Below are 25,687 nucleotides of genomic sequence, written 5' to 3'. Positions count from 1 at the left end.
CGAGCTTGGCGAACGCTCGTCCATGATGGGAGCCGCCGAAATGGCCATCGCCGGTTTCTTCGCAAGAGTGAAAGCGACTTAGCTAAGTCGCTTTTTTTGTGACTATGGTGGGCTCTCTCCTCGGTGCCGCTCTCGTATAGTCGCATTTTGCGACTATGACGGGCTCTCTACTCGTTGCCGCTCTCGTATAGTCGCATTTTGTGACTATGGCGGGCTCTCTACTCGTTGCCACTCACTTATAGTCACTTTTTGCGACTATAGCGGGCTCTCTCCTCGGTGCGGCTTGCTTATAGTCACTTTTTGCTACTATGGTGGGCGCTCTCCTCGTTGCGGCTCTCGTATAGTCACTTTTTGCGACTATGGTGGGCTCTCTCCTCGGTGCCGCTCTCGTAAAGTCGCATTTTGCGACTATGACGGGCTCTCTACTCGTTGCCGCTCTCGTATAGTCGCATTTGGTGACTATGGCGGGCTCTCTACTCGTTGCCACTCCCTTATCGTCACTTTTTGCGACTATAGCGGGCTCTCTCCTCGGTGCGGCTTGCTTATAGTCACTTTTTGCTACTATGGTGGGCGCTCTCCTCGTTGCTGCTCTCGTATAGTCACTTTTTGCTACTATGGTGGGCTCTCTCCTCGGTGCGGCTTGCTTATAGTCACTTTTTGCTACTATGGTGGGCTCTCTCCTCGGTGCGGCTTGCTTATAGTCACTTTTTGCGACTATGGCGGGCTCTCTCTCCGTTGCTGCTCTCGTATAGTCACTTTTTGCTACTATGGTGGGCTCTCCCCTCGTTGCCACTCTCGTATAGTCGCATTTTGCGACTATGGTGGGTTCTCTCCTCGTTGCCGCTCTCGTATAGTCGCATTTTGCGACTATGGCGGGCTCTCTACTCTTTGCCCCTCGCTTATAGTCGCATTTTGCTACTATGGCGGGCTCTCCCCTCGTTGCCGCTCTCGTATAGTCGCATTTTGCGACTATGACGGGCTCTCTCCTCGTTGCCCCTCACTTATAGTCACTTTTTGCGACTATGGCGGGCTCTCCCCTCGTTGCCACTCTCGTATAGTCGCATTTTGCGACTATGGTGGGGTCTCTCCTCGGTGCCGCTCTCGTATAGTCGCATTTTGCGACTATGACGGGCTCTCTCCTCGTTGCCCCTCACTTATAGTCACTTTTTGCGACTATAGCGTGCTCTCCCCTCGTTGCCGCTCCCGTATAGTCACTTTTTGCGACTATGGCGGGCTCTCCCCTCGTTGCCACTCCACTCTCGTATAGTCGGCTTTTGCGACTATGGTGACCCGATCTGCCTCGGCATCTATCTTTATTATGTTAGTATTTTATGGTATAAATTATTATATCGTTATATACGAATTTATTGATGCTAAATGGCACCCTAAACGGAGAAATGAGGTCGGAACGATGAACGATAAACTAGCGGAAATGGCCGAACTTCTAAAGTTACTGGGAGATCGGACTAGGTTGGCTATATTAGGTCTTCTGCAGGAGAGGGATTTATGCGTTGGAGATATCGTAGAATTACTGGGCACGAGTCAACCGAATGCCAGCCAACATCTTCGCAAACTAAAAAGCGCCGGCCTTGTTAAAGAGACGAAACGCGGCCAGTGGGTGTTCTATTCGTTGAATTTGGACGACTTCCCCGACCTCAAAATTTTCTTATCGCAACTGCCCGGCCGCAAAGAACGGCTTCGTTCGTTATCCATTTTGGGTAAGCGTAGTTAAAATATGTGTTACACTGACTTCACTCAAGGCACTTTTTGGGTCTTCGCACATCATCCGAGGTAACCCATCGCACATTCAAGGCACTTTTCTAGCTTTCATTCATTGCTAATATTCTGTAACACCTAGTGTACGGAGTAAAGCTCGAAGCTCGATACCTTTTCTGTATACCAACAGCTTCGCCGTTCCAAGAACGGTGAAGCTGTTTTATTTGGTATAAAGTTACTTTCGAGAGTTTAATTGAGTTAAATCCATGGTACCCAGTTGAGGTTGATCAGGAAGAGCTTCGCCGTAGGATGGCCTATACCCCAGCTTCAGAATAGCTGTCCCGTTGCTAGCCCCTTCGCCTCCAGCGATCCCTTCGCTTACCCATCCCTTTTCTAATTGATACCGCTCGATTTTCCCGCTTTGCTTATCCAACGCAACAAGTTCGTTCGAATAGGGATAGGTAATCGCCGAATATGAATACGAACCCTTGTCGCCCTCGACGCTAAAGAGGATCTTGTCACCATATTGAGCAAGCTTGCCAATTCGCGACTCCGCTTGGGAGAAGATCGGCTTAGCCGTGCCGTTAACCAAGTCGATCAGAATGATGCTACAGCCGTGCACCAGATAGATTTCCCCCCGCTCCGCATCATAGGCGTAACTATTCTCCCCGTCGGCCCATCCGTTGCAATCGGTCGTATCCTGAGGAAACGCGATCGTTTGCTTCCATTGCCCGCCGCCAGATAATCGTTCGACCCTGTTATCCGACAGGATCACGATATCTTTCTTATAAGGCAACGGCTTTACGACAGTTCTCCCGCTCTCCGGATATCCGATAAAATAACGCAAAAGCTTCATGTTTCCATCCTGCTTAGACAGCATAAATACGTTACCGTAAACGGACATCCAGCCGTTGCCCGTGTTCGGATCTTTGTAGTACGTAGCGGCGTCAATCTCATGGCTTACGACTGATAACTTACCAGAGGCTACCGGATCGGCCGGAGATTGTTTGACGACCTGCAATCGCTCAAGCCCAGCCGTTGTCGTTCCCTTTAAGCTCGTGATCTCCAAGCGCCCATCTTTAACCGCTTTAAGCCGATAAGGCATAGGCAATTCCAACACACCGGTCACTTCGAGCGAGTCCGATAATCGAATGACCCGATCCGCGAACGTGTCCGCGACATACCAGCTCCCATCCGCCCGAATATAATCTTGTGCCGTATATCCGTTAGCTCCTTCGCCGATCGTCGTTCTTAATGTAATCGGCAACTGTCCGATTAGCTTAAGGCTGCCTCCTTCCAGACGGAACAAGCGCTTATCCTGAAGCACATGCCATACTCCGTCAATGGAGCGGATTTGCCTGACTGCGGCGAAATCCGGATCGCAATCGAATAGACAACTCTCTCCGGAGGCATTACCGGCTTCCATCGCCTTCTGTACCTCTTGAGGTACCTCTGTATCCATCCAAGAGAGATCCCACATCTTCTGCGGGAGCTTGACTTTGACGGTCGGAATTTGCGGTTCGCCGCCCTGTTCAGCAGATTTAACTAACGTTAGCGGCTCTCCAAGCCACATCTGACCGATGTCCCCCGAGCCAAGCAACAAATCAAATACCGATAAAAATTCGCGACGGCGCGTCTCCGAAGTCTCATACGTCAGCAATCCTTTGATTTCCTCTACAAGTGACCCTTTCGTGACATAATGGCGTCTCTCGAAACTAGTATCGTCTCGATCCCCTTGAATATATCGAATCGTATCCACAGTCCCATTCCCCACCGTGTAAAAACTGCCCGAGTCCACCATGCGCCACTCCGTATGAAGCAACTCCGGAGCCGCTTCCAGCACCGAAACCGAACCGCTAAATGGTAAAGATAGCATTTGGCGCCCGCTTCCGCTATCATTAATACCGCTTAACAACGCCAATGGCTGCCGTTGCCCTACAATATCATCCTTCCACACCAACTTTTCCGTCTTATACCCCGGGTAGCGCACAACCCCGCGATTACCGCTCCCCCACTTCGCGGCAATGAGCGTGCCTCTCTCGTCCTGCAACGCCCTAAGTGCCTCTCCTTCTCCCTCGCCACCTTCAGCGGATAGAATTTGCCGATAACTTTGTAGCTGCATCGACTTCTCAGGCCGTTGTGATACGAATCGCTCGTATGCCGCATCCCTGTTTCCCCCTGCCTCGACGTTAACCGAGAGCAAGCTCGGATCGCCGGGCCAATAAGCGAATTCTCGGTATCGCCGATCATCGTCGGCAATCGCGAGCACGAAGAGCGCTGGATCATCCACTGCCGTAACGGATAAAACGCTTCTTGGATCTTGATAAGCTTCCTCGATCCTAACCGCTTCAGGAGCGGCCTCTCCCTTCATTTGAACGGAATACCACTCCCCGCGCAGACTGCTCTCCGGATTATTTTGCTGCAATGCGACTCCGATAAGAAGGTGATCCCCTTGCATCCAGTAAACAGCCTGTTCGCCGGCTAATTTAATTAGCGGAGGGGTACCCGCATCTTCCGAAGAAGCATCTTTGCCCGCATTGGAACCCACGACAACCTGTTCGAAGAAAATAGACCCCCTAAGCGCATAGAGAGCTTGCTTCGTCTGACCATTCTTATATAACACAATGGGTTCGTTCGAATTCGTAGCGAATGAGGAGCTAGCCTTCTGCCATTGGTCGATCTGCGTCCAGCGATCGTTCGACGTTACGGTTATCGGTTCGCTCACGACACTAAATGCAGGTCTCATCCGCTCATGCCGGCTTTCGAACACTAGCCACGCAATACCCGCAGCCACCGCGATCGTCACTAGGATTCCGCCCCATATCCACCTTTTACTCATCTCGGATCCCTCGCCTAACTCTCGTCTAAGGCGCCATCCATACCTGCCAAGTTCGCCTTACTAACTTAGACGGAATCGGATGTGGAAAAGTTTCCCTGACGAGTCGGCGATCCTCCCCCATAGCCCGATCGTAACTTTCCTCTCCAATCTGTTATCATAAGAGTATATAAATTCCGAGAAGCAAGACAAATACGCATTTCAATAGACAGGAGTACAGCAATGAGCTTTCAATTGACGAAACGGGTGATCAAGCTGTTATGCGGCCCGTATTCCTATGAACGGGGAGAAGCCGATTACCGCGCAGGCAAAGTGACGATCACCGAGTACGATTCCGATTCGTCGCAATATATCGCCACGGTTAAAGGAATCGATAGCTTCCAAGTGCAGATCAGCATCGACCGTAATGGGGATGTTGGGGCGCAATGCAGTTGCCCGGTCTTCGATATTTCCCCGAAATATTGCAAGCATATTGCAGCGGTCCTGCTCAGCGTGCACGATATACAGAATGCAGGCAAATCTCCTGTCCGTTCGTACGCCTCGTTGTTCTCAACGGAGGATAATCACTCTTCCGTCCAAGGGACGGGGCAATTGACTCCACGATTCACAACCGCCACGGCGAATGGCTCTTCCGGGTCGTCCGGAGACAACGAACTCGCTAGCGGTATGCTCGGCCTATTCCGTAATAAACCACCGCGTTCGAGCCATGCTAGGCATTTGTTAGATTCGAGGCAAGCGTTGGATGTGGAGTTTACTTTTAGCCCATTCCCATACGGATATCGTAAATATATGTTCGGAGTGGAGCTTAAGGTCGGTCCCGGCAAAGGGTACATCGTGCGGAAAATCAGAGAGCTGCTTGAACGGATCGCCCGAAGGGAATCCTATGTTTTCACCAAGCATTTTACGTATGAACCGGAGCTTCACCGCTTTACTAGAGAGAACGGCGCCATCCTCCAGCAGCTAATCGATATTTATCATAACGAGAAAATGTACAGGGAAACTTCCAGCATTTATTCCGCGCACGCAAGCCATATGAGCGGCGATAGAATGCTTCTGATTCCCCCGTCCGCCTGGGAAGATCTTGTTCCATTGCTTGCCGATGCGCCCATCGTAAAGCTCGAGCAGGATAACCAAATCTACGAAGGAATCCGTTTGGTCGACGAACCGGTACCGCTTCAATTCGAATTTAACCGAGACCAGACAGATGGCGACCAGGAAAGCTACCAGTTGGACGTGGTCGGCTTGGATCGGATTACCGTCATGGACGCTTACGGGATCGTTCTCGCCGAAGGCAAGCTGTTGAAGCTGAAAGGCGATCAATGCACCCGACTCTCCGAGCTTAAGCGGATGCTGGAATCTTCCCAAAGAAGCGAAGTGCGGATCAAGCCCGAACAAATGGAGATTTTCATGGAGCAGGTCATCCCCGGTCTCATGAAACTCGGCAGCGTCCGCATTGCCCAGGAAGTATCCGAACGCCTCGTCCAAGCGCCGCTCAAGGCTAAGCTGTACTTGGATCGAGTGAGAGACAAGCTGCTTGCTGGATTGGAGTTTCAATATGGCGATATTATCATCAATCCTCTAGAGGGGAGCGGCCAGCGACGCAGCACGAACCGCATTCTCATGCGGGACGGTGAGCAGGAAGCAAGAATACTGGAGTTGATAGATCAGAGCCGATTCGCCAAAACCGAGAGCGGATATTTTATGGACGAAGAAGAGGGCGAATATGAATTTTTGTTCCATATCGTTCCTCAGCTCGAGAAGCTGCTTCAGGTGTATGCGACCTCGGCCGTTAAGGCTCGCCTGCACGTCGGTCATACCCCTCCGAAAATCAGAGTGGACGTGGACGAGCGCACCGATTGGCTGGAATGTAAATTCGAGATCGAAGGCGTACCCGAGACCGAAATTCGCAATCTCCTGAAAGCGCTCGGCGAGAAACGCAAGTATTACAAGCTACCTAACGGAGCTTTAATGCCGCTAGAAAGCATCGATTATGATGAAATCAATCGGTTCATGAATGATATCGGCGTTCGTAAAAGCGATCTTCTAGGTACCGAATTCCGTCTGCCTGTCGTGCGGGGCCTTCATCTTATGAACTCCGAACAACAAGGCAATGCGATTAAGCTCGGCAAATCTTTCCGTGCGTTACTCGACAACATGCGAAATCCGGACAATCTGGAATTCCCCGTACCGGACAATCTCGCCACGATTATGCGAGACTATCAGAAGTATGGCTACCAATGGCTGAAGACGCTTGCCCACTATCGCTTCGGCGGTATTCTGGCGGATGACATGGGTTTGGGGAAAACGCTCCAAAGCATCGCCTTTATCGTCTCCATGCTACCTGAGATCAAAGACCAGCAGATGCCGGTAATTATCGTCTGCCCGGCTTCCCTGATGTACAACTGGCGCAACGAGCTTAAGAAGTTCGCTCCGGAAGTTCGTACCATCATTGCGGACGGAAGTAAAATAGAGCGAGATCGCGCGTTAAAACAATTATCCAACGTAGACGTCGTCATTACTTCCTACCCGCTATTGCGCAGGGACGTCGAATCCTATGCCGCACCGTCATTTCACACGCTTATTCTGGACGAGGCCCAAGCTTTCAAGAATCACGCGACTCAGACGGCTCATGCGGTGAAAGGCATTCAAGCCCGTTATCGATTCGCGCTTACCGGAACACCCGTGGAAAATTCCATCGATGAGCTGTGGTCGATCTTCGACGCGGTATTTCCACAATTGTTCCAAGACCGGAGGACGTTCAACGAGCTGACAAGAGAAACCGTCGCCAAGCGAATTCGTCCATTCCTGCTGCGGAGGCTGAAGACCGACGTACTGAAGGAACTGCCCGAGAAGATCGAGTCGCTCCAAACTTCCGAACTGCTTCCGGAGCAGAAGAAGCTGTACATGGCTTACTTGGCCAAGCTTCAGAAAGAAACGCTAAAGCATCTGAACGAAGAAGGCTTCCAGAAGAGCCGGATCAAAATTCTTGCTGGCTTAACTCGGCTCCGTCAGCTCTGTTGCCATCCCTCCCTGTTCGTAGAAGACTATGAAGGCCGTTCAGCCAAGTTCGAGCAGCTCATGGAAATCGTCGAGGAATGCCGCAGCGCAGGCAAACGAATGCTCATCTTCTCGCAATTCACTGAAATGCTAGGAATAATCAGCAGGGAGCTCGGTGATCAGGGCGTTCCATTTTTCTACTTGGACGGCCAGACTCCGTCCTCCGCGCGCGTCGAGCTTTGCAATCGATTCAATGAAGGCGAGCGGGACCTGTTCCTTATTTCCTTAAAAGCCGGAGGCACGGGACTGAACCTGACCGGAGCCGATACCGTGATTCTGTATGACCTCTGGTGGAATCCCGCAGTGGAACAGCAAGCTGCGGACCGCGCCCACCGGATGGGACAGAAGAACGTCGTGCAAGTACTGCGTCTCATTACCCACGACACGGTCGAACAGAAAATGTACGCGCTCCAGCAAAGGAAAAAGAATCTGATCGAGGAATTGATCCAACCGGGCGAAGAAGCGCTATCGACCCTGACGGAGCAAGAAATCCGAGACATTCTGATGCTGCAATAAAATATAACGCTAATGACCCCCTCTCCTCGTTGGAGTGGGGGTTTTCGCTCAGCGATCGAATCGTCCATTGATTGTGTATGGCAACATTTTACCGATCGAAATATTGAAAATGAAATAAAATGGCGTTATATTGTTACATATTGCAATTATTAAACAAGATTATATTTCGTATCGAAATAAAATGAACGAAATCTTGTATAACAAAGGAGTTGCTCCTCATGCAGCATATCGACGATATCGACCGGCAGATCATTAAAGCGTTGAACGCGAACGGAAGAATATCTTATACGGACTTAGCCAAGGATATCGGCCTCTCCCGCGTAGCCATACAAGCACGAATCAACGCGCTCATGGACGAAGGCGTTATCGAACGTTTCACCGCCGTCATCAATCCCGAGAAGATCGGCATTACCGTATCTGCCTTCTTCAACGTGGAGGTCGAGCCGAAATGCCTGCAAACCGTGGCCGATGTCCTGGCCGATGAACCTGCGGTTACAAGCCTTTACCATATGACAGGCCCAAGCAAATTGCATATGCATGGGTTGTTTACGAACAATAAGGAAATGGAAACTTTTTTGAACGAGAAGCTGTATCGGCTTCAGGGAGTCGTGAGCGTCGATTGCCAAGTACTGATTACTCGCTATAAGAGCAGAATGGGAATGAGGTTGTAACCGATGTCCGAACAAACGATAGGAAGGCCCTACGCCCAGCTCGCCTGGGCAATGAGCAAGACGGGTATTCTCGGATACGGAGGCGGCCCGTCCGTCATTCCCTTGATCCGCTATGAAGCGGTAACCCGCTATCGCTGGATGGAAGACGAAGAATTCGGAGAAATTCTCGCCATCGCCAATGCGTTGCCGGGGCCGATCGCCACGAAGATGGCCGCTTACCTCGGCTATCGCTTGAAAGGCGTTCTTGGTTCCATCGTCGCGATTCTAACGCATATATTGCCATCCGCGATCGCAATGATTGGCCTGCTTGCCTTTGTGGACTATTTAAGCAACTCCGCCGTCGTCCAAGGGATGATCGTCGCCGTTATGCCCGTCATCTCCGTCATGCTCGGCGTGATGGCCTACGAATTCGTCAAGAGAGCCTACAAAGGTCTCGGCAAGATCATGCTCGTCGTGTTTTGCGGGATTTCGTTCGTACTGCTCCAGATCGTCCCCGTTCATCCCGCCATCGTGATCGTCTTATTTTTAGGTTACGGGGCTTTCCATTATCGAATCGTCGATCGATGGAAAGCAAAAGCCAACAAACCCGGAGGTGAAGCCTAATGAAAGACTTCATCGACCTATTGCTTGGCTTCTTCCTTTCGAACGTGCTTGGATACGGCGGCGGACCGGCGTCGATCCCATTGATGTACCAGGAAGTCGTTACCCATTACCACTGGACTTCGGACCACCAGTTCTCGAACATTCTCGCGCTCGGCAATACGTTGCCGGGACCGATCGCGACCAAGATCGCGGCGTTCGTCGGTTATGACGTAGCTGGAATTCCGGGTGCTCTGATAGCGCTGGCGGCTACGGTCGTCCCTTCCGCCGTCGCCCTTATCGTACTGCTGAGAATCATGCAGCGTTATCGGCAATCCTCCGTCGTGAAAGGCATGACGCTGCTCGTACAGCCCGTTATCGCCGTCCTGATGCTTGTGCTGACGTGGCAGATGGGCAGAACCTCCATCGATTCTCTAGGAATCTGGCAAGCCCTTATCATTGCCGCTATTGCGTTATGGGCGATGGAGAAACGCAAAATCCATCCCGCCTTCGTCATTTTGTGCGCTTTTATATACGGAGGAATCGTCGTGCCCTATATTTAATCCACTTCATAGTCATCTTCGCGCGTGATTATAAAAAAGAGGACCAGACGGTTAGTCTGCTCCTCCTTTTTCTTGCTAACTTCGATCATCGGAATGAGTCACTCGATTCCGCCCTCTGCTTTTCGAGGTGTATAACGACTGATCGGCTCTCGAGACTATCGTTTCTTCATCATCTGCATCCGATACGGTTGCCACGCCTACGCTAACCGTGATATTGTATTCGCCCCAATCCCCTTGTTGGATCTCCATACGATACCTCTCGGCGACGAGAACGGCGTTGTCCCGATTGGCGTCCGGCAAAATGATGGCGAATTCTTCTCCCCCGTAACGAGCCACGATATCGATATCCCTGGATTGCGATTGCATGATTTTCGCCACTTTAATAAGAACTTCATCCCCCACGGGATGGCCGTAGGTATCGTTAATCCGCTTAAAATAATCGATATCGATGAGAAGCAACGAGAATGGAATCTGTAACCGATTGAATAAGGACATGCTCCCCTCCAGGCTTTCCTGGAACGATCTGCGGTTTTTCACGCCGGTCAAACCATCCGTCGACGCTTGCGCTTCAAGGCTTCGATTCAGCTTGATAAGCTCTTCCTGCTTCTTCTCAAGTTCCTCGTTTAAGGCTTTCAGCGTCTCGTGCGCCTCATCCTTCGCTTGGTTCAATTCCTCCAGCTTTCTTTTCGAACTTAGGATATCCCGTTCATATTCAATCCTCTTACGCATCTCGATTAAGACGCAATCGATATAAGTGTCCCCGTCGCGCTCTTTGCGAACTCCGTTCAAGAGTACCGGCACTTCCATATCGTTCTTATTCTTAAGTGTAAGATAGATCTCGTTGACGTAACCATTGAGCTGGATAAACGGATAAAAGTAAGTATGGAAAAAAATCTTATTCGCAACGTTCATAACCGTCTCGATATGCCGATTAAGCAATTCGCCGCGTTCGTATTTAAGCAGGTTTAGCAGCGTTTGGTTGGCGTCGGTAATCATTCCGGTATTCGATAGAGTAATAAAACCGCATGGAGCATAATTTAACTGGTCATCCATAAGGCCGCAGCCCTTTCCCTATAATTAACGAATCAGAAATGCATCAAATATTGTTTAATGTATTGCGTCGTTTCTTCCGGATGGCTTAAGTGAGGATAATGGCCTTTCGCCCTCATCAACTTCAGAGTGTTATTCCTCAGATTCGAATGCAAGTATTCTCCTACCTCTATGGGAGCGATACTATCCTCGGAACATTGCAGGATAAGAGATGGAACCGTAACCTTGTTCAACTCTTCGCGACAATCGCAGTAGAAGGTTACCTCCGCGAATTGACGCGCGATACCGGGATCTCTCGAACAGAACGTCTGTTCAAGCTCGTCCGCCAGCTCGCGACGCTCAGGATTATTCATAACGATCGGCGCCAAGTAACTGGCCCAGCCCGTGAAATTCATTTCCATCATGGTTAGCAGTTCTTCGATATCTTTTCTGTCGAATCCACCGTAATAGTCGGGTAGATCGTTAACGTAACAAGGTGACGGTCCGAGCATGATCAGTTGCCCGAAATATTCGGAGCGGCTGATCGAAGCCAACGTTCCGATCATTCCGCTAACCGAGTGCCCTACGAATATCGCATCGCGAAGCTCCAACGCTTCCGCGATCTCAAGTACGTCCTGCGCATACCCGTCCAATTGACCGTATCTTACCGGATCGTAATCATTCAAATCCGATTTTCCCGAGCCAACGTAATCGAACAAGATCACGCGGTAATCTTCCTCGAAGGCAGGCGCGACATGTCGCCACATCTCCTGATCGCATCCAAAACCGTGCGCGAATATTATTGGCCGATCGCCTTTACCCGTAATAGTAACGTTGTTGCGGGTTATAATGTCTTTTGCCATCATCTTCACCTCTCGTTTGTCATCCTTCAAACAAAGAGCCGAGAATATCCGGATCCCCCGGCGTTTCTCGGCTACTGACTAGGCCTTCTCCATATGCTTCTTAAGTAAATCCCGGCCCCTCTTCAGACGGGACTTTACCGTGTTCATCTTGACATGGTTCATCTCGACGATCTCTTCCATGGACATATCCAGCACGTATCGCTGATAGACCATCAGTCGATAAGCTTTAGGAAGCTTATCTATCGCCGCTAGCAAATGCTCCGAAGCTTCCTTCAAGATCAGCGCGTCTTCCGGCCGCATCGCATCGGCAGCCTGGTCTTCCCAGCCTTCGTGCTTCATCATGGGATGAGCTAACGTAAGCTTGGTTTTCCGCTTGCGCAAAATATCGATGCAGATGTTCTTCGTCGTAGTGAAAATTAAAGAGGAGACCGACCCTGCCGGGTCAAGGCGTTCGAAATTAATGTACAGCTTAAGGAACGTCTCTTGAACGGCCTCTTCGCTATCCATTTTACTCCGCAGGATTTTCCATGCGAAGCTGAAAATTTTATCTTTGTAGTGCTCGAATAATTGCTCGTAAGAGATAACAGGGATGCCCCTGTTGACGGTATGTTGCATATCCATAGGTTTGCACCTCTATTCTGTGAACCTCAATATCCCCCATTATATCAAAAGAGAGCTTGTCTGCTAAGAATTCACAGAAAATTTCGCAAAAACTACACGATTAGCGACTTGGGATAAACTTCTTGATCCAACTGCCGAATCCTGAAGGATTGCGGGTTTGTACGAGTACGACTCCTTCACCGCGGAATCTGCATACTAACCCTTCACCGCTTGTAATGCTGGAGAACCAGCCTTTGGAAGCTTTCTCGATCGTATAGTTCATGTAATCAGGCCAAGCGACCAGATGCCCGTTATCGATAATCCGCTCTTCTCCTGGCTCGAGATTGATGGCGTGAATAGCGCCGTAGGAAGATAAAAACACCGTACCGGTGCCGCTGATCTCGATAATGAAGAACCCTTCGCCGGACAAGAGACCACGGCTAAGATTTTGCATTTTCGTATTCACATGAATTCCGCTAGTTCCCGCTAAGAAACCATCCTTCTGCACGAACAGACGGTAGGAGCCGTCCAGCTCCACGGATTGAATATCCCCCATGGACGACGGAGCGAGCAACACTTCTCCGCCCCCCCGGTTCGCAGCCAGCTCTTGAAAGAAGAACGTTTCGCCGCTCAGCATTCTTCCCAGTCCCGCCATAATGCCGCCATCGGCAGTCCCTTTAACATCGATATTAGGAGACATGGACACCATTGCGCCCGATTCCGCTTTTACAGCCTCGCCTGCGTTCAATTGAATCTTCAGCAACGCGAATGCTCCCTGATACAGAACTTCATGTTTCATCGTTAACCCTCCGAGTGTCTGATTGGCTTATCTGTTCAACGATCTCAGGTACAGCGGTCTAGAATCGACGCCCATCCTTGTTACGGTCTCCTAAGAGGCTGTCCGGATCTATCAATTCATCTAATCTACCAGCAGTATCTTTGTAAATTCGCGTAATTTCTTGTATTTTATCAAACTCTACGTTTCCAGGACCCAAATTTTCATAGAACATTTTTTGCAACAAAGTATTAAAGAGCTGCAGTCGCTCCTCGACTGCTTGCAGCTCTTGGGCCAATATTTCATCGAAAGTATGGTTTCTAACCCAATCGTCTATCGGATCGTTGCCCGTTTCTTCAACCTCGTCATCGAATCTTCCGCCCCGAACCCGATCGTAGTCGTTCTGATTGCCGGAGACATCGATTGACGTTCTGAGTTGAGACAGCATAATCCTTTCCTTAGCTAGCATAACCTGAAACGGTTTATTCGCGAGCAGGTCCGCCACGACGAGACGGCACATGTCCGGGTTACCTAGCAAATTCGCATCGAAGGGATGAAGAATCCATTGGTTCTGTTTACAGTACAAATTAAACTCGAACCATTCGCCTCCATAATTGAATCGAACGTTAATCGTGGTAGGATCTAAGATTTCAAAAGTAAAATCCAAGCAGTATGCTCCTCCCGGTTGGCGAAGTTATCTATTGGTATAGTACCAAATCGGGGGACATTTGAACATCTTTTGCCATCCTACTCCTCGGAAAGCTCCATGATCGCTTCCGCCTTCTCGCTGCTCGCCACGACGATCAGAACCAGAATGCCAATGCCGATAACCCAACTCATGATCATGGAATCGACTTCCTCTCTATCAGGCCGGATACTATAGTGTATCCAGCTGAGAGAGGATTCATGACGGGTCATATTCCTAACGGGTTCTCTCCTTCCCCTACTTATCTCCTCATCCCGCTCCTACGAATGAATTAGTCGGTTTTCCCTCGCTACTTCTCCCTCACTCCCCCTCCTACGAATGAGTTAGTCGGTTTTTCCGTGCTACTACTCTCCTCCTCCCGCTCCTACGCATGAGTTAGTCGGTTTTTCCTCGCTACTTCTCTCCTCCTCCCCCTCCTACGCATGAATTAATCGGTTTTTCCTCGCTACTTCTCCCTCACTCCCCCTCCTACGCATGAGTTAGTCGGTTTTCCTCGTTGCTTTTCCCCTCCAATTCCATACGCCCGTCCGTACGCACGTCCGCCTGCACGCACGCACACCCTACTCGAGCTGCTTATTCCGATGGAAAAGATCCTTCGCCTTCTCCGTGATCATGAAAGCATGGCATCTAGTGCTGCCGCCCCCAACAGGATAGACTAGTCCCTTGGACTCGAGATTTCGCAGCACGCTCCTGCTGGCCTCTCTCTTAAGGTGGAGCCATGTACATATGTCCGCCATCTGGAACGGCTTATTCCGCAGCAAAGCAAAGCGCATGGCCTCTCTCTCGTATACGGGTAATTCGAGCAAACCTGTTCCTTCCGCAATACCGATACGACCGATTAATTCGTATAAATTCCGTTGGCAGAACTCCGGTTTTTTATCCAACTCATCCCGGCTATACGGAAAATAGATGTACCCGAAGATCGCAACCGAACGAGCGCGAGCCCTTTCGAAGGAAAACCGGTCCCGCGTTATCTTCTCCGCATGGGTGACGAAGTGGTCTTCCTCGAAAACGACCCGCAACCGGGAATGAAATACATCAGCGTATATTTTCGTACCTGATAAGCTGACCATTTCATATTCGATCTCCAAATCCTCAAAGCTCCCGAATACAGGAATTAATACTGATTCCAGCAGCTTCCTCGTCCCCGTCAAATCCCTCTGCAACATCTCAAGCCTCTGCCCTCCAACTCCCTTAACCTGCTTTTTCCAAAAAAGCTCATATTCCTTCTCGAACATATCAACCTGCTCCTCCCAAATTGAAAATAAAAAAGCCGCCAGCTCCCTGTGGGGAACCGACGGCGTGTGCTTCACGCGTCTTTCGAGCGTACCTGCATTGGTCTTGCTAGCGTACCTGCATTGGTCTTGCTAGAGTACCTGCATTGGTCGAGCGAGCGCAACTGCATTGGTCTTACTAGCGTACCTGCGACAATTAAACTCTTTAACATAATAAACAATTAGTCCAATAAACTCGTGACTTCCGGCTGTTGAATGGCAGCCGGCGTTGGAGAGCTTGTCCCGGCTTGCAAACCTAGACGTTGACCCATTTGCTTGTTGATCTCGGTCAGGCGCGTGGTTTGTTCCGTCGCCGATGCGATAATCGTACGGTTGGACTCTTCGCAACGGGTAATCGCCGAAGTCAGATCGTTCATCGCTTGGTTGATTTGCTCCATCGACATGGAGGACTTCGTCATCGCTTGCGTCGTCTTCTGCGTCGTTTCGTTGAGAAGACGGGCATTTTCCGCGAACTGCTTACCAAGCATTTCGTTCGTAGTGTTAACGGCATCAATAACCTTCAACTGATCATCCAAAGCCGTTGCGATCATCGCGGACACGGTAATGAGATGCTGCGTCTTATCAATTGTCGCGTCAACCGAATCGATCAGCTTGTCATTATTGTCGTTAATGATGTCCGAACCGGCAATCGCTTGCTGGTACAGCATGATCATCTCGGTCAAGGCTTGAATCCGAGTAACGACCTTGCGCAAGCCCCGTTCCAACTGAGCTTTTCTCGACTCGTTCTCCGGCTTGGCGATTTCTTGCTCGAACAATACTTTAAGCTGGTTCCCCATCTCTATGCGTTGCTGAACGTTATACATTTCCTGAAGACACATTTGCTTCAGATTGCGCATATGCACGATGTTCTCTTCCAACGTGTCTTTGCCGTTACGCAGCGCGGAGATGATCGCTTGTACGTTGGTTCTAACCGACTGATACTTCATGATGTAGTTTTTCATCGGAGTTTTGCGCAAAATTTTCTGCATTAGCGATAGATCCTTGCTCCGGTTCAAGTCGTCCACTTCATTGCGCAGCTTCAAAATATTGCCGGCGATTTCCGAACGCTTGCCGCCCAGAAGATCGTTCAACGGACGCTCCAGCAAAGTCAGGTTAGCTCCGGCTTTTTCCATCGTCTTCTGGCCCATTCTACCGATTTCGTCCATTAGAGAATCCAATTGAGTAGCGTCCGTCGAAGAAATGCGTTGAATCGTTGCTTGCGCTTCCTGTTGAACCTTTGCCGCGTCTGAATCCTTAAGCAGAATGACTTGCGAACTCATGCTTAAATCCTCCCTTAGAGTTAGTTGCTCGCACCGTAACGCTGGTGAATGAGCTCAGCTTTGTTTTTCAATTCCATAAGATCCTTCTGCTCGATAAAACCCGTGTAAGTCGTAATTTGACCGTCGATATCCTTAAGGCTGTTCAATAAAATTCTGCGATTCTGCCGTTTGGCTTCTCCGCTAAGATTAAGGAATGGCGTAATGGTTCCGTTGAGATCCTTCAAGACAAGGCGTTGGATCTTGTGATTAATGTCCCCGTTGTTGAATTGGACGAGTTGCGGAATGACCCGATTTAACCTGACGAGCAGCGATAGAGTACGTTGAACGATCTCGTTGTCCAGATTGTTCTTCTCTCCCTCGATCAGCACCATATCCTCGATCGTTCCAATATAATCCATGACCGTGTCCCATTCCGGTCCAAGAGCAGGGCCTCTATGCCCATGCGGATGGTTTGCATGCCCCGCGGACGTATCGGGAACCGAATTATTCTCGCCGCGTAACTGATCTACCCGTTGAGTGCTATTCGTTGCCGCCGACGCTGCCGCATTGGCGGACTCTCTCTCCGCGGCCAACTTGGCCACTTTAAGCTCGGCTTGACGAATCGTAGAGCCCAGAAGAGTTCCCAAGATAGGGAATATTAAAGATACGGTAACATGAACAAAGTTAACTGATACAAGACCTACAACATAACCGACGATTACGGAGGCAAGCCCCCATTTGGAACGAAGCAATGTTTCGCGTACCTCCTGTCATATGACCTTTGTCAGTAATTGAACCTCTTGTTCAAGTGGTTATATAACACAAGTGTATGGTTTTCAACCGCTCTCGTCAATTTATTATGTGTGGTCAGCCTTTGCCCTGCATAACAATCGGCAGCTCGAGATAACTCGCTTTGATTCCCAACCGAGGATCAGGCCGCTCGAAAGATTGTCCCATTATCGTCTTCACCGCTAGGTACGGCATGTTTACTCCGCTCAGGCACGTAATGAACAACCCACCAGACATTCTAGGATTAATCTCCAATAGCTTAGGAACGCCTTTGTTATATTTCACCTGTATGTTAAATACGTATGGAATCCGGCATTTAGCCGATACTTTCTCGGCAATTTCCATCAGCTCGGGCACATCGTCCAGCAAATAAATTCTTCCGGAGGATTTCCTCCTAGGTATGGCAACGATCAGCTTCCCTTCCGGATCCGCTAGGCAGTCGATGCTGACTTCGTCCTCCTCAAGAAGCTCCATCACCATAAGCTTAGGAAATTTCTCTACGGCGCTTAATGTGCCGTACGCTTGCTCGAAGGGAACCGACGAGCTTACCCAGCCGTACAGATTGGCCAAAGGATCCATGTCATTATCGATGATTCGAAATCCCATGCCCCCCTCGGAGTCCGTCGGTTTAAAACAAACCCGATGCCCGTTCCGAACAAGAGTATCATAAGCCGTCTTGAATTGGTCCGCGGTTTCGACGACGTAGTATTCCGGAATTGCCACGACTCCCGTCCCTTGCAACGTTTCATAGAATCGATCCTTCTCCAGCATACTCTCCAGTAACGGAATGTCTCTGCATACCATGACCTTGGTGCCGATCGCGTCGAAACGTTCGACTTCCTTGGCGATATCGAGCATTTTGAGACGCGGGATGAAAATATCGATTTCATGGCGGCGACAGAAGTCCACGGCATAATCGACGTACTCGGTGCCATGCAGCACCGGCTCCCGTTCGGAATAATCGCATGCTTGCAAGCTAAGATGGTTCGGATCCGGATGGGTACCGTAAAATTTGAAGCTGCCCCCGTCCGGGTTATCGCGAATCATGTTCATATAGTGGTAGGAAACGGAAAACCAGCGGTTAAAATAGATGTTCGTCATAACGCGTTCCTTACCTCCATCCGATTCATCAGCGAGCCCACGACTTCTTCGGACGCCCGGATTCCTGCGCGTTCCGTAAATCGAATATGGGCGTGTACGCCGTATTTCCGATATAACTCCCCATGCTTAGGAGCCACGAACTCATCCGCGACATCGAGCATGCTTTCATCTAGCAAGCTATCCCCGGCCGCGTACACGTACTTGGCTCCGGCTAATTCCTTCACATATCGCACCGCCGCGCCTTTGTTAACGTGATCGGGAACGAGATAGATTTTTCTTCCTTGAAGCGAGCAGTTCCATCCATGATCTTGCAGGCAAGCCGCCAGCTCGTCCATTTTCCCTTCGGGAAGACTAGCCCGATCTACGATTACGGAGTAGAACAACTCATCGCAATATCGATCTTTGATTACCCATTCCTTAGCTACTAATTCGTAGAACATCCGTTTGATGTCAAGAGAGGACGCGCACTCAGCGCGCACGGCCTCCCGTACGCGGCTATCCCACTCCCTGTCCGGTTGGCCATCGACAAGCACCTTACCGCCGTTACTGACGATGGCATAGCGCGAAACGACGCCTTCTGTTAGTCCGAATATTCTCTGATATTGTTCGTATACTCTTGTCGTCGTCGGAACAAAATGAATCCGCCGGCTAAGAGCTTGCAAATCATCGTATGCCTTCCGGGTCATGTACGAAAGATAGTCCCCCTCGTAGCACTCAACAGGTACGAGTTCATCGGGTTGCTCGATCGGTCCCATTGAATTCCGGGAGTAGATGAGCGTCTGGTCCAGATCGCAAGCAAAGATCAATCTGTTTCCCCCTTCAACGGCTTAATGATCCCGCAGCAAGAATAAGTTAAGTCCGGATACACCTCGACGGGGACGCCTCGGTCGCGTGCCAGAAGAAGGATCGAAGCCAAATTCGGATTGTCCGGGTCGTTCACGAGAATTTTCCACGGCACTCTTCTTAGAAGCACTCTCGTCGTTTCCCCGACTCCCGGCTTGATCAGATTGATGTCGGCAATGCCGTAATCTTGCTGAATTCTGCGAATATCCTGTTCGCCCTTCCAAGTCACGGGATCGCCGGTAGCTTCCATCAGCAACTCGGCTTCCTCCCCTGCTTCTTCTCTCACTTCTTCGAAGTAGGCCTCGATCGCGTCAATAAAGACGTTCGATAGATCGTCTTTCTCCCACTCCCGATAATATTTGGCGCCATGATAATCATCCGGTCCGATGAGATCGTCCCGCAAGACGGTTCGGCTCATCAATCCCGACACGGTGGAGTTCAAGCAAGCGCTCGGGATCAGAAAGTCTTCTCGCGTCCCGAAGGTTGCGGAGCAGCATCCTGGATCCGCCAGCACGGCCAGATCGTCGCTCAGCCTTATTCCGTATTTCTGCTCGAAGCTATCGCAAGCGTCAATAAGCACTTTACGGATGGCCCCTTTGCCCGTCCATCCGTCGACGAATTGAATGTCGGCTTGCGGATGGGTCCGCAAAATATACTTAAGAGCGTTCTCGTCGATGCCTTTGCCTCTAATAATCGAAATGCTGTAGTGCGGCACATCTCGATCGTAACGTTCCTTAATGTATCTACGAATCAATACGCCGATCGGCGTTCCCGCTCTGGCCAGCGAGACTAGCACCAGCGTGGAACCTCTTTTGCGCACGGTCTGCTCGGATACGACGGCCGCAGCCAGCGCAACCCGCCTAGCCGTCGCTTGAAGAGTCTTATGGAAGAGGGCAATGTACGCCTCGGACGGCCGGTATTCTACCGGCAGCATCTCGGAATAATGAGTGCCCGATTGAATCGCTTCCTCTCGGTCCTCTGTTCCCCTCTCCAATGCCACATTACTCAGATCTTTAAGCAAAAAGACGACGTCATTAGGTTTATAGCTCCCCATCACGGATGGAGAAGCTATCTTTCCGTCGAATATCGAAGCACTCATGAGCGCACCCCCGGAAGCTCCGACTTGCCGAAGAAAACGAGGTTTACGATCGGAATTCCAATCCGGGATAACGCCCGTTCGAAGGATTTACCCTTGTCCGCTTCAAATTCCCGTTCTATAAAAACGAAAGCTTCATCATATTGCCCCGGTGCCACGTTATACATAAAGTTGGCTACGGATTCATCGTCCACGGATTCGAACCGGTAGGCGGAAGTTACGGCATAATTCTTCTGTTGCATCGGATAGATGGGGCTCCTCGTCGTCGATTGATAATAAACTCCGTCGCCCATGAGATCCGCAATCCGCATCGGTACATACATGAACTCGCCGGTACCCATACATAGAATACGCTTGCCCGTTCTTCGCTCGCCCAAGTTTTTAGCCGCTTGAGCAACTTCCAGATCCAGCTCCGCCCCTTGCAGGGCATTCATCCCGAATCTGCCGGTATTCTGTAGATAAGGAATATCATCTTTCTCGGTATGCGATCCGCTAACATGCGAGAAAAAGTCCGATACATCGAACCGTCTGAAGCTGACGGCATTATCCGGCTTCTCCGTTGTCGCCGATTGTTCTTCATGAACGAGCGGGCTTCCTTCCACGGTTATCGCCCCTTCGACGAACGACAAGCAACGAATACGAATGTCCAACTCTTGCTCCAACTGATCGAATCGGCTTCTATCGGCTTGCGAACGCCAATCCAGCAGACTAGCCACGATATAGTCGCGTTGGCCGAACTTCTCGAATAACTCCTTTATGATGTTCAACGACGTTTTCCCCGTCGTCATCTCATCGTCGACGAGGACGATACGGGAAGCCTTGCGAAAAGTATCCGCGTCTTCGGCATAACAGCGGTGAGACATCGCATGGGAATGCTCTTCCTCGAAGTTGATCACCGATCTTCTGTGCTCGATTTGCTCGCGAGTCGTATGCAAGTACATGACGTTCCCTTCGAACGCATCGAACATACTATGTCCCAGCCCAGTAGCCGTTTCCGCGAATCCAATGAACAGGGTAGGCTCGTCCACCTTGATTTTGTTGTCCATTAATCGACGGTATAGTTCATCAGCTTTCTTCGGATCGTTACAAGCTTCTTGCAATTGTTGCACAGACAAGGAGGCGGGTGACGCCGGCTGGCGCTCAAGTATCGTGGTCTCATATAAACATCCCAGCATTGCCCCCGAAGCTAGAGATAGCGACGGATGGACCGGGAGATGCTTGCCCAGCAACTTACTGACGAACAGAAAGCTGCGTTTCTTATTGATTCTCGCCGCCATCTGGAAGAGATGATCTAGCTCTATGCCGTAAGGATTCGAAGTGATGTCCACTGTTACTTCCAATCCCTCAACAATCTTATACAATCGCTTCCTCTCGCCGTGTATCCGCGAGTAAGCAGGTGAAGTTATGTTTGTCATGTAACACCCCGAAAATCTTAGCTCGGATCATGATCCGGTTGGACCAGTTCAGATGCGGCTTAATTTCATTCATTTTGTTCTCGTACTGGCTCTTCATGACGCCTAGATCGCCTTGGCTATTGGAAATGATGCTCATTGCATCGATGTATTCTTCATGGGCTACGACGTACATCGACTGTACGGGTTGCAGATGCGTCGGATGAATGATCGTTTTGCCGATAATTCCGTTTTCCTTGTCGTAGGCAACTTCCCGAATTAAACCGTCCACGTACCGATCCAAATACGACATCCTCAGCCTTAGGCCGTCTTTGCCCATCGTTTCTTGGAACGGCGTGGCCCGCAATTGAGGCTTCAGCACGCGGTCGCTCTTGAAATATTCCCACACGGGGCCGGAAATGATGAATCGATTGTCTTCTCTTCCGAAAATATTGATTATGTCCGTTACGCAATCCCGGATAACGCCGATATCGTAGATCGTCATATCAGGGTTTCTCCTTAATCCGAACATGCTGGAGAAGTCCGTTGCTCCGATCCGCACGTTCAGCACATAAGGCTTGTATTTCGTTAATAGCGCCTGAATGCGAAGCAGCGTAGCCAATCGGCTCTCCCGGTAGATGACATCCGGCGTTTCCAAGATCGGCATCCCATATAGGATCGGGGCGTCCGGAGCTTTGCCTTTATTGTAAGCGTCTAATATACGGAAGTAATCTTCACCTTCGGCAGCCGTAAACTTAGGAAAAGCAAACCCCGTAATGAGCCGTACTTGATCCCCGAATCGTACAAGCAATCTATCGAATTGCTCCGCTGATCTTACTCGAATAAAGAGAAGAGGGATCGATTGGGGGAGCAAAATGCCCCTGTTCAAGAAATCCTCCAGCTTGTCCATCGTCTGGCATAGATTATGCTCCGCGAAATGAACTTGGTTGTCCCCAACCGCGTCCTCTAGATCGATGACCATGGACACGAGTCCTTTGATCTTCTTGTTCGCGATATCCTCCGCGATCGTCAGCCTGATCGCCGGCATATACAGCGCCGCTCCGACCGCATACGCCAATACTTCTTGCTCGGTCCTATTGTTAAACTCCGTTGGAAGATGATGAAAAATATCGTTTTCCTGCTCCGGGGTCAGATAGTCAAAGTACCGCACCGACATCACCCTCCTTAATGCTTCTTACCTTTGAATATGAATCCATCGTCGCTTCCAAAAAATATCCCCCACTTGTCCATGAGGGATATTTGCTACGAACGACTATTTGGCGGAATCGGAAGCTGTTGCCTCTTGTCCTTTTCTCTTGACGGAGCTGTAGATCATCGTTCCTACGAAGATCGCGATCAGAATGGAGAAGAATACCGCATGCGAGACATGGAATCCGAACGCTCCGGAAATCATCTTAGCGGCAATAACGATAATAAGGATAAAAGCCGCTTTCTCGAGTTCCGGGAATTTCTCGATCAACTTCAGGAACAACTGCGCAACGCCACGCATCATCAGTACCCCGAGAATTCCTCCGAGGAACAATACCCATACCTCTTCGCTTACGCCGAACGCCGCGAGCACGCTGTCGATACTGAAAGCAATGTCCATGATTTCAACCGCAAGAACGGTACGCCAGAAGCTAAGGCCTTTATTCTTGACTTCGCCCTCTTCCTCTTCCTCTTTACGACGAATGTAAGGAATGAGCGGAATGCCGCCGACTCGAGCGAAAGCGAATTCCAAGTGGAACAAGTTACTTAGGGCGATCCAGAGTAGATAGAGCCCCCCTGCGACTTTAATCCATGTGATCTTGACCAGGTAAGTTCCGATCCCGATGGCCAAAAATCTGAAGACGTAGGCACCGATAAGTCCGTAGAACAAAGCTTTCTTCTGTTGCTCCTTCGGAAGATGCCTGACCATAACCGCGAGTACGAGCGCATTATCAGCCGAGAGCAAACCCTCGAGAATGACTAGTGTACCGATAATCCCCCAAGTCGAAGGCTCCGATAAAATTTGGCCCATGTGGTTCCAATCGAAGAAACTTGCGAAACTATCAAAGAAATTACTAAAAAAATCTGCCATGATGCTCCCCCTACCGATATTTGCCCAAATTTTGTATATCGATTTCTATTCCCTTTTCTATTTCCTGCCCTTAGACCAACGAAGTCCCCAATTGTAGGCGACGTCCAGCTTCTGCTGATCATCGAAAAATTGAACGAGCCTCTCGATACTGAAGGTTTGATTATTCACGTTCTTAATCATTGCGATAGCGCATAAGCCCTTGCTGTTGTTGTACTCGTCCATTCTCACGACGATATCGGGACCGCCCGATTGGGTTATGGTCACTACGCCGTCTGCTTGAGACCAGTTCGTCACGCCTTCATAAATGAACGCGAAGATTACGATTCTCTCTATTTCCGAAACCTTCGAGCCATTAATTCTTAGATTTTCGCCACCGGCCAGCGCGCCAGTACGATCATCCCCATCCAAGGAGATGTAAGGCGGACGGCTAAAATCTCCGAAAGCGTTGCCTAACGCTTGAACGCCGCCCTTCGATCCGTCCTTCATTTCGAAAAGACAACCTAAATCCAAGTCGATTCCGGAAGCTGCTTTGAATAGACCGCCCGACTTCTTGCGATTCCAGTTCAAATTAACAAGAATTTCTCCCAGCGAGCCCGAGTTCTTCTGAAGGTTGATGACCTCTCCCTTCTTACGAAGCTCGATCTTATCTAGGCGTATCGTAGTCGGCTGCGCAGAAGGTGGCGCGGCTGGCGGTTGAGACGGCGGTTGTGGAGGGGAAGCTTGTCCTGCTGCAGGCTTGGACGCGGAATCCTCCCTAACGTCGACGCCGAAGCTACCGCACAACGCGGACAATCCGCCGGAATAGCCCGACCCGATCGCATTAAACTTCCAGTCTCCGTTGTATCTATATAATTCTCCCACGACAATCGCCGTTTCGATAGGAAAGTTTTTTCCAAGTTCATATCGAAGCAATTCGTTGCCAGTAGCTTCATCGATGATTCTAATATAGGCATCGTTCACTGACGAAAAATTTTGCTTGCGGGCATCTCCCTCATAGATCGTTAAGGTAAAAGGAACCTTCTCGATTTCTTTCGGAACGTTGCCTAACAAGACGTTTACTTGTTCTTTATCCGCATGGTTTCCATAAGTTTTCCTGTTGCTTTCCGCTACGATTTCTATCGCCCCTGCGGCACCGGAAGGATTCGAATAGAATATCAAATCTTGATCCGACCGGACTTTGCCGTTCGCTTGAAGCACGAACACCGAGAAATCCACATCGACCCCAGGGGACGTGTTCCAACCCATTCCGACAATTACGCGAGATAATGAGGGATTGGTTTTGGTGATATCTGCTTTCTGACCTTTGATGATCGACAACGACATTGCGAGATAGCCTCCGTTTGGTTGTACAGGTTCATTTACTTGGCGTCAAGGCCATAATTGTGAGCAAGCGCCGATAAACCGCCGGCAAATCCAGATCCGATCGCCTGGAACTTCCAATCCGGTCCGTGGCGATACAGTTCGCACACGACAACGGCCGTTTCTACCGAGAAGTCTTCCCCGAGATCATAACGTAAAATTTCGCTTCCGGATTGCTCGTCCAACAATCGAACGAACGCATTGGATACTTGTCCGAAATTTTGGTTGCGCCGTTCCGCGTCATGAATCGTTACGGTAATGCCGATCCGGTGGATTGTTTCGGGAATTTTGGAGAAGTCGATTTTAATTTGCTCGTCGTCCCCGTCACCTTGCCCGTCGCGATTATCGCCGGTATGCAGGACTGCTCCGGAATAGACGGATAGATTGTTATAAAATACGAAATCCTCTATCCCGCCTGCTTTACCGTTCTGATGCAACAAGAACGCGGATGCGTCCAAATCGAACCCATCGCCGCCCGTATATTTATTCGTATCCCATCCAAGTCCGATAACCGCTAGCTTCAGACCGGGATTCGTTTTCGTCAGATCGATTCTTTGCCCCTTCGACAAGCTGATCGTCATGGC

Annotated in this window: 22 protein-coding genes; 5 read left to right on the top strand and 17 right to left on the bottom strand. The window is 50.0% G+C overall.

Annotation, left to right across the window (positions count from 1 at the left end):
• Window positions 1-1,411: 1,411 nt before the first annotated feature.
• The gene (locus L3D05_RS18540; protein ID WP_239617805.1) at window positions 1,412-1,732 is read left to right on the top strand and encodes an ArsR/SmtB family transcription factor; all 321 of its coding nucleotides are present in this window, start codon (window positions 1,412-1,414) and stop codon (window positions 1,730-1,732) included.
• Between the two features lie 219 nt (window positions 1,733-1,951).
• Here the strand turns inward: L3D05_RS18540 and L3D05_RS18535 are convergent, their stop codons facing one another.
• A complete protein-coding gene (locus tag L3D05_RS18535) occupies window positions 1,952-4,555 on the bottom strand; it encodes a hypothetical protein (protein ID WP_239617804.1) in 2,604 nt (867 codons plus the stop codon).
• A gap of 219 nt (window positions 4,556-4,774) precedes the next feature.
• Between L3D05_RS18535 and L3D05_RS18530 the strand changes: the two genes are divergently transcribed.
• The 4 genes from L3D05_RS18530 (at window position 4,775) to chrA (ending at window position 9,938) form a co-directional block, all read left to right on the top strand.
• The gene (locus L3D05_RS18530) at window positions 4,775-8,125 is read left to right on the top strand and encodes an SNF2 helicase associated domain-containing protein (RefSeq protein ID WP_239617803.1); all 3,351 of its coding nucleotides are present in this window, start codon (window positions 4,775-4,777) and stop codon (window positions 8,123-8,125) included.
• 218 nt (window positions 8,126-8,343) lie between these two features.
• Window positions 8,344-8,796 (top strand): chromate efflux transcriptional regulator ChrS, encoded by a 453-nt coding sequence (gene chrS / locus L3D05_RS18525; protein ID WP_239617802.1) that lies wholly within the window; start codon window positions 8,344-8,346, stop codon window positions 8,794-8,796.
• Between the two features lie 3 nt (window positions 8,797-8,799).
• Complete coding sequence (chrB, locus tag L3D05_RS18520) at window positions 8,800-9,399, top strand: chromate efflux transporter ChrB (RefSeq protein ID WP_239617801.1); 600 nt, start codon at window positions 8,800-8,802, stop codon at window positions 9,397-9,399.
• A complete protein-coding gene (chrA, locus tag L3D05_RS18515; RefSeq protein WP_239617800.1) occupies window positions 9,399-9,938 on the top strand; it encodes a chromate efflux transporter ChrA in 540 nt (179 codons plus the stop codon). Before chrB ends, chrA begins: the two co-directional genes overlap by 1 nt.
• A gap of 75 nt (window positions 9,939-10,013) precedes the next feature.
• Here chrA and L3D05_RS18510 read toward each other — a convergent pair whose 3' ends face one another.
• The 16 genes from L3D05_RS18510 to L3D05_RS18435 form a co-directional block, all read right to left on the bottom strand.
• Window positions 10,014-10,991: a sensor domain-containing diguanylate cyclase gene (locus L3D05_RS18510; protein ID WP_239617799.1), complete on the bottom strand. Its 978-nt coding sequence runs from the start codon at window positions 10,989-10,991 to the stop codon at window positions 10,014-10,016.
• Between the two features lie 32 nt (window positions 10,992-11,023).
• Complete coding sequence (locus L3D05_RS18505; RefSeq protein WP_239617798.1) at window positions 11,024-11,830, bottom strand: alpha/beta fold hydrolase; 807 nt, start codon at window positions 11,828-11,830, stop codon at window positions 11,024-11,026.
• A 78-nt stretch (window positions 11,831-11,908) separates the two neighbouring features.
• Window positions 11,909-12,451, bottom strand: coding sequence for an RNA polymerase sigma factor (locus tag L3D05_RS18500; RefSeq protein WP_239617797.1), 543 nt, complete (start codon window positions 12,449-12,451; stop codon window positions 11,909-11,911).
• Between the two features lie 100 nt (window positions 12,452-12,551).
• Window positions 12,552-13,229: a TIGR00266 family protein gene (locus L3D05_RS18495; RefSeq protein ID WP_239617796.1), complete on the bottom strand. Its 678-nt coding sequence runs from the start codon at window positions 13,227-13,229 to the stop codon at window positions 12,552-12,554.
• A gap of 58 nt (window positions 13,230-13,287) precedes the next feature.
• Window positions 13,288-13,872, bottom strand: a complete 585-nt coding sequence (locus L3D05_RS18490; protein WP_239617795.1) for a hypothetical protein — start codon at window positions 13,870-13,872, stop codon at window positions 13,288-13,290.
• Between the two features lie 599 nt (window positions 13,873-14,471).
• Window positions 14,472-15,149 (bottom strand): hypothetical protein, encoded by a 678-nt coding sequence (locus L3D05_RS18485; protein WP_239617794.1) that lies wholly within the window; start codon window positions 15,147-15,149, stop codon window positions 14,472-14,474.
• 218 nt (window positions 15,150-15,367) lie between these two features.
• Window positions 15,368-16,465: a toxic anion resistance protein gene (locus L3D05_RS18480; RefSeq protein ID WP_239617793.1), complete on the bottom strand. Its 1,098-nt coding sequence runs from the start codon at window positions 16,463-16,465 to the stop codon at window positions 15,368-15,370.
• A 20-nt stretch (window positions 16,466-16,485) separates the two neighbouring features.
• Window positions 16,486-17,196: a hypothetical protein gene (locus L3D05_RS18475; RefSeq protein ID WP_239617792.1), complete on the bottom strand. Its 711-nt coding sequence runs from the start codon at window positions 17,194-17,196 to the stop codon at window positions 16,486-16,488.
• 115 nt (window positions 17,197-17,311) lie between these two features.
• Window positions 17,312-18,334: an ATP-grasp domain-containing protein gene (locus L3D05_RS18470; RefSeq protein WP_239617791.1), complete on the bottom strand. Its 1,023-nt coding sequence runs from the start codon at window positions 18,332-18,334 to the stop codon at window positions 17,312-17,314.
• A complete protein-coding gene (locus tag L3D05_RS18465) occupies window positions 18,331-19,140 on the bottom strand; it encodes an HAD family hydrolase (protein WP_239617790.1) in 810 nt (269 codons plus the stop codon). The genes L3D05_RS18470 and L3D05_RS18465 overlap by 4 nt, the downstream gene beginning before the upstream one ends.
• On the bottom strand, window positions 19,137-20,276 hold the full coding sequence (locus L3D05_RS18460; RefSeq protein WP_239617789.1) for a cysteine protease StiP family protein: 1,140 nt from the start codon (window positions 20,274-20,276) through the stop codon (window positions 19,137-19,139). Before L3D05_RS18460 ends, L3D05_RS18465 begins: the two co-directional genes overlap by 4 nt.
• Entirely contained in the window at window positions 20,273-21,634 is a 1,362-nt protein-coding gene (locus tag L3D05_RS18455) for a phosphoribosyltransferase family protein (RefSeq protein ID WP_239617788.1), read from the bottom strand. Before L3D05_RS18455 ends, L3D05_RS18460 begins: the two co-directional genes overlap by 4 nt.
• Window positions 21,627-22,835, bottom strand: a complete 1,209-nt coding sequence (locus L3D05_RS18450; RefSeq protein ID WP_239617787.1) for an HpcH/HpaI aldolase/citrate lyase family protein — start codon at window positions 22,833-22,835, stop codon at window positions 21,627-21,629. The genes L3D05_RS18455 and L3D05_RS18450 overlap by 8 nt, the downstream gene beginning before the upstream one ends.
• A 102-nt stretch (window positions 22,836-22,937) precedes the next feature.
• A complete protein-coding gene (locus L3D05_RS18445; RefSeq protein ID WP_239617810.1) occupies window positions 22,938-23,747 on the bottom strand; it encodes a TerC family protein in 810 nt (269 codons plus the stop codon).
• Between the two features lie 54 nt (window positions 23,748-23,801).
• On the bottom strand, window positions 23,802-25,067 hold the full coding sequence (locus tag L3D05_RS18440) for a TerD family protein (protein ID WP_239617786.1): 1,266 nt from the start codon (window positions 25,065-25,067) through the stop codon (window positions 23,802-23,804).
• 35 nt (window positions 25,068-25,102) lie between these two features.
• Window positions 25,103-25,684: a TerD family protein gene (locus L3D05_RS18435; protein ID WP_239617785.1), complete on the bottom strand. Its 582-nt coding sequence runs from the start codon at window positions 25,682-25,684 to the stop codon at window positions 25,103-25,105.
• Between the last annotated feature and the right edge of the window lie 3 nt (window positions 25,685-25,687).

The sequence above is a fragment of the Cohnella mopanensis genome (genome assembly GCF_022352055.1).
Lineage (GTDB): Bacteria > Bacillota > Bacilli > Paenibacillales > Paenibacillaceae > Cohnella > Cohnella mopanensis.
Note: the sequence above shows the minus strand (reverse complement) of the source record. Positions and strands in the feature narration are given on the sequence as shown.

Coding starts and splice junctions, on each gene's coding strand:
- L3D05_RS18540 (WP_239617805.1), top strand. CDS start 1,412: ATGAACGATAAACTAGCGGAAATGGCCGAACTTCTAAAGTTACTGGGA.
- L3D05_RS18535 (WP_239617804.1), bottom strand. CDS start 4,555: ATGAGTAAAAGGTGGATATGGGGCGGAATCCTAGTGACGATCGCGGTG.
- L3D05_RS18530 (WP_239617803.1), top strand. CDS start 4,775: ATGAGCTTTCAATTGACGAAACGGGTGATCAAGCTGTTATGCGGCCCG.
- chrS (WP_239617802.1), top strand. CDS start 8,344: ATGCAGCATATCGACGATATCGACCGGCAGATCATTAAAGCGTTGAAC.
- chrB (WP_239617801.1), top strand. CDS start 8,800: ATGTCCGAACAAACGATAGGAAGGCCCTACGCCCAGCTCGCCTGGGCA.
- chrA (WP_239617800.1), top strand. CDS start 9,399: ATGAAAGACTTCATCGACCTATTGCTTGGCTTCTTCCTTTCGAACGTG.
- L3D05_RS18510 (WP_239617799.1), bottom strand. CDS start 10,991: ATGGATGACCAGTTAAATTATGCTCCATGCGGTTTTATTACTCTATCG.
- L3D05_RS18505 (WP_239617798.1), bottom strand. CDS start 11,830: ATGGCAAAAGACATTATAACCCGCAACAACGTTACTATTACGGGTAAA.
- L3D05_RS18500 (WP_239617797.1), bottom strand. CDS start 12,451: ATGGATATGCAACATACCGTCAACAGGGGCATCCCTGTTATCTCTTAC.
- L3D05_RS18495 (WP_239617796.1), bottom strand. CDS start 13,229: ATGAAACATGAAGTTCTGTATCAGGGAGCATTCGCGTTGCTGAAGATT.
- L3D05_RS18485 (WP_239617794.1), bottom strand. CDS start 15,149: ATGTTCGAGAAGGAATATGAGCTTTTTTGGAAAAAGCAGGTTAAGGGA.
- L3D05_RS18480 (WP_239617793.1), bottom strand. CDS start 16,465: ATGAGTTCGCAAGTCATTCTGCTTAAGGATTCAGACGCGGCAAAGGTT.
- L3D05_RS18470 (WP_239617791.1), bottom strand. CDS start 18,334: ATGACGAACATCTATTTTAACCGCTGGTTTTCCGTTTCCTACCACTAT.
- L3D05_RS18460 (WP_239617789.1), bottom strand. CDS start 20,276: ATGAGTGCTTCGATATTCGACGGAAAGATAGCTTCTCCATCCGTGATG.
- L3D05_RS18440 (WP_239617786.1), bottom strand. CDS start 25,067: ATGTCGTTGTCGATCATCAAAGGTCAGAAAGCAGATATCACCAAAACC.
- L3D05_RS18435 (WP_239617785.1), bottom strand. CDS start 25,684: ATGACGATCAGCTTGTCGAAGGGGCAAAGAATCGATCTGACGAAAACG.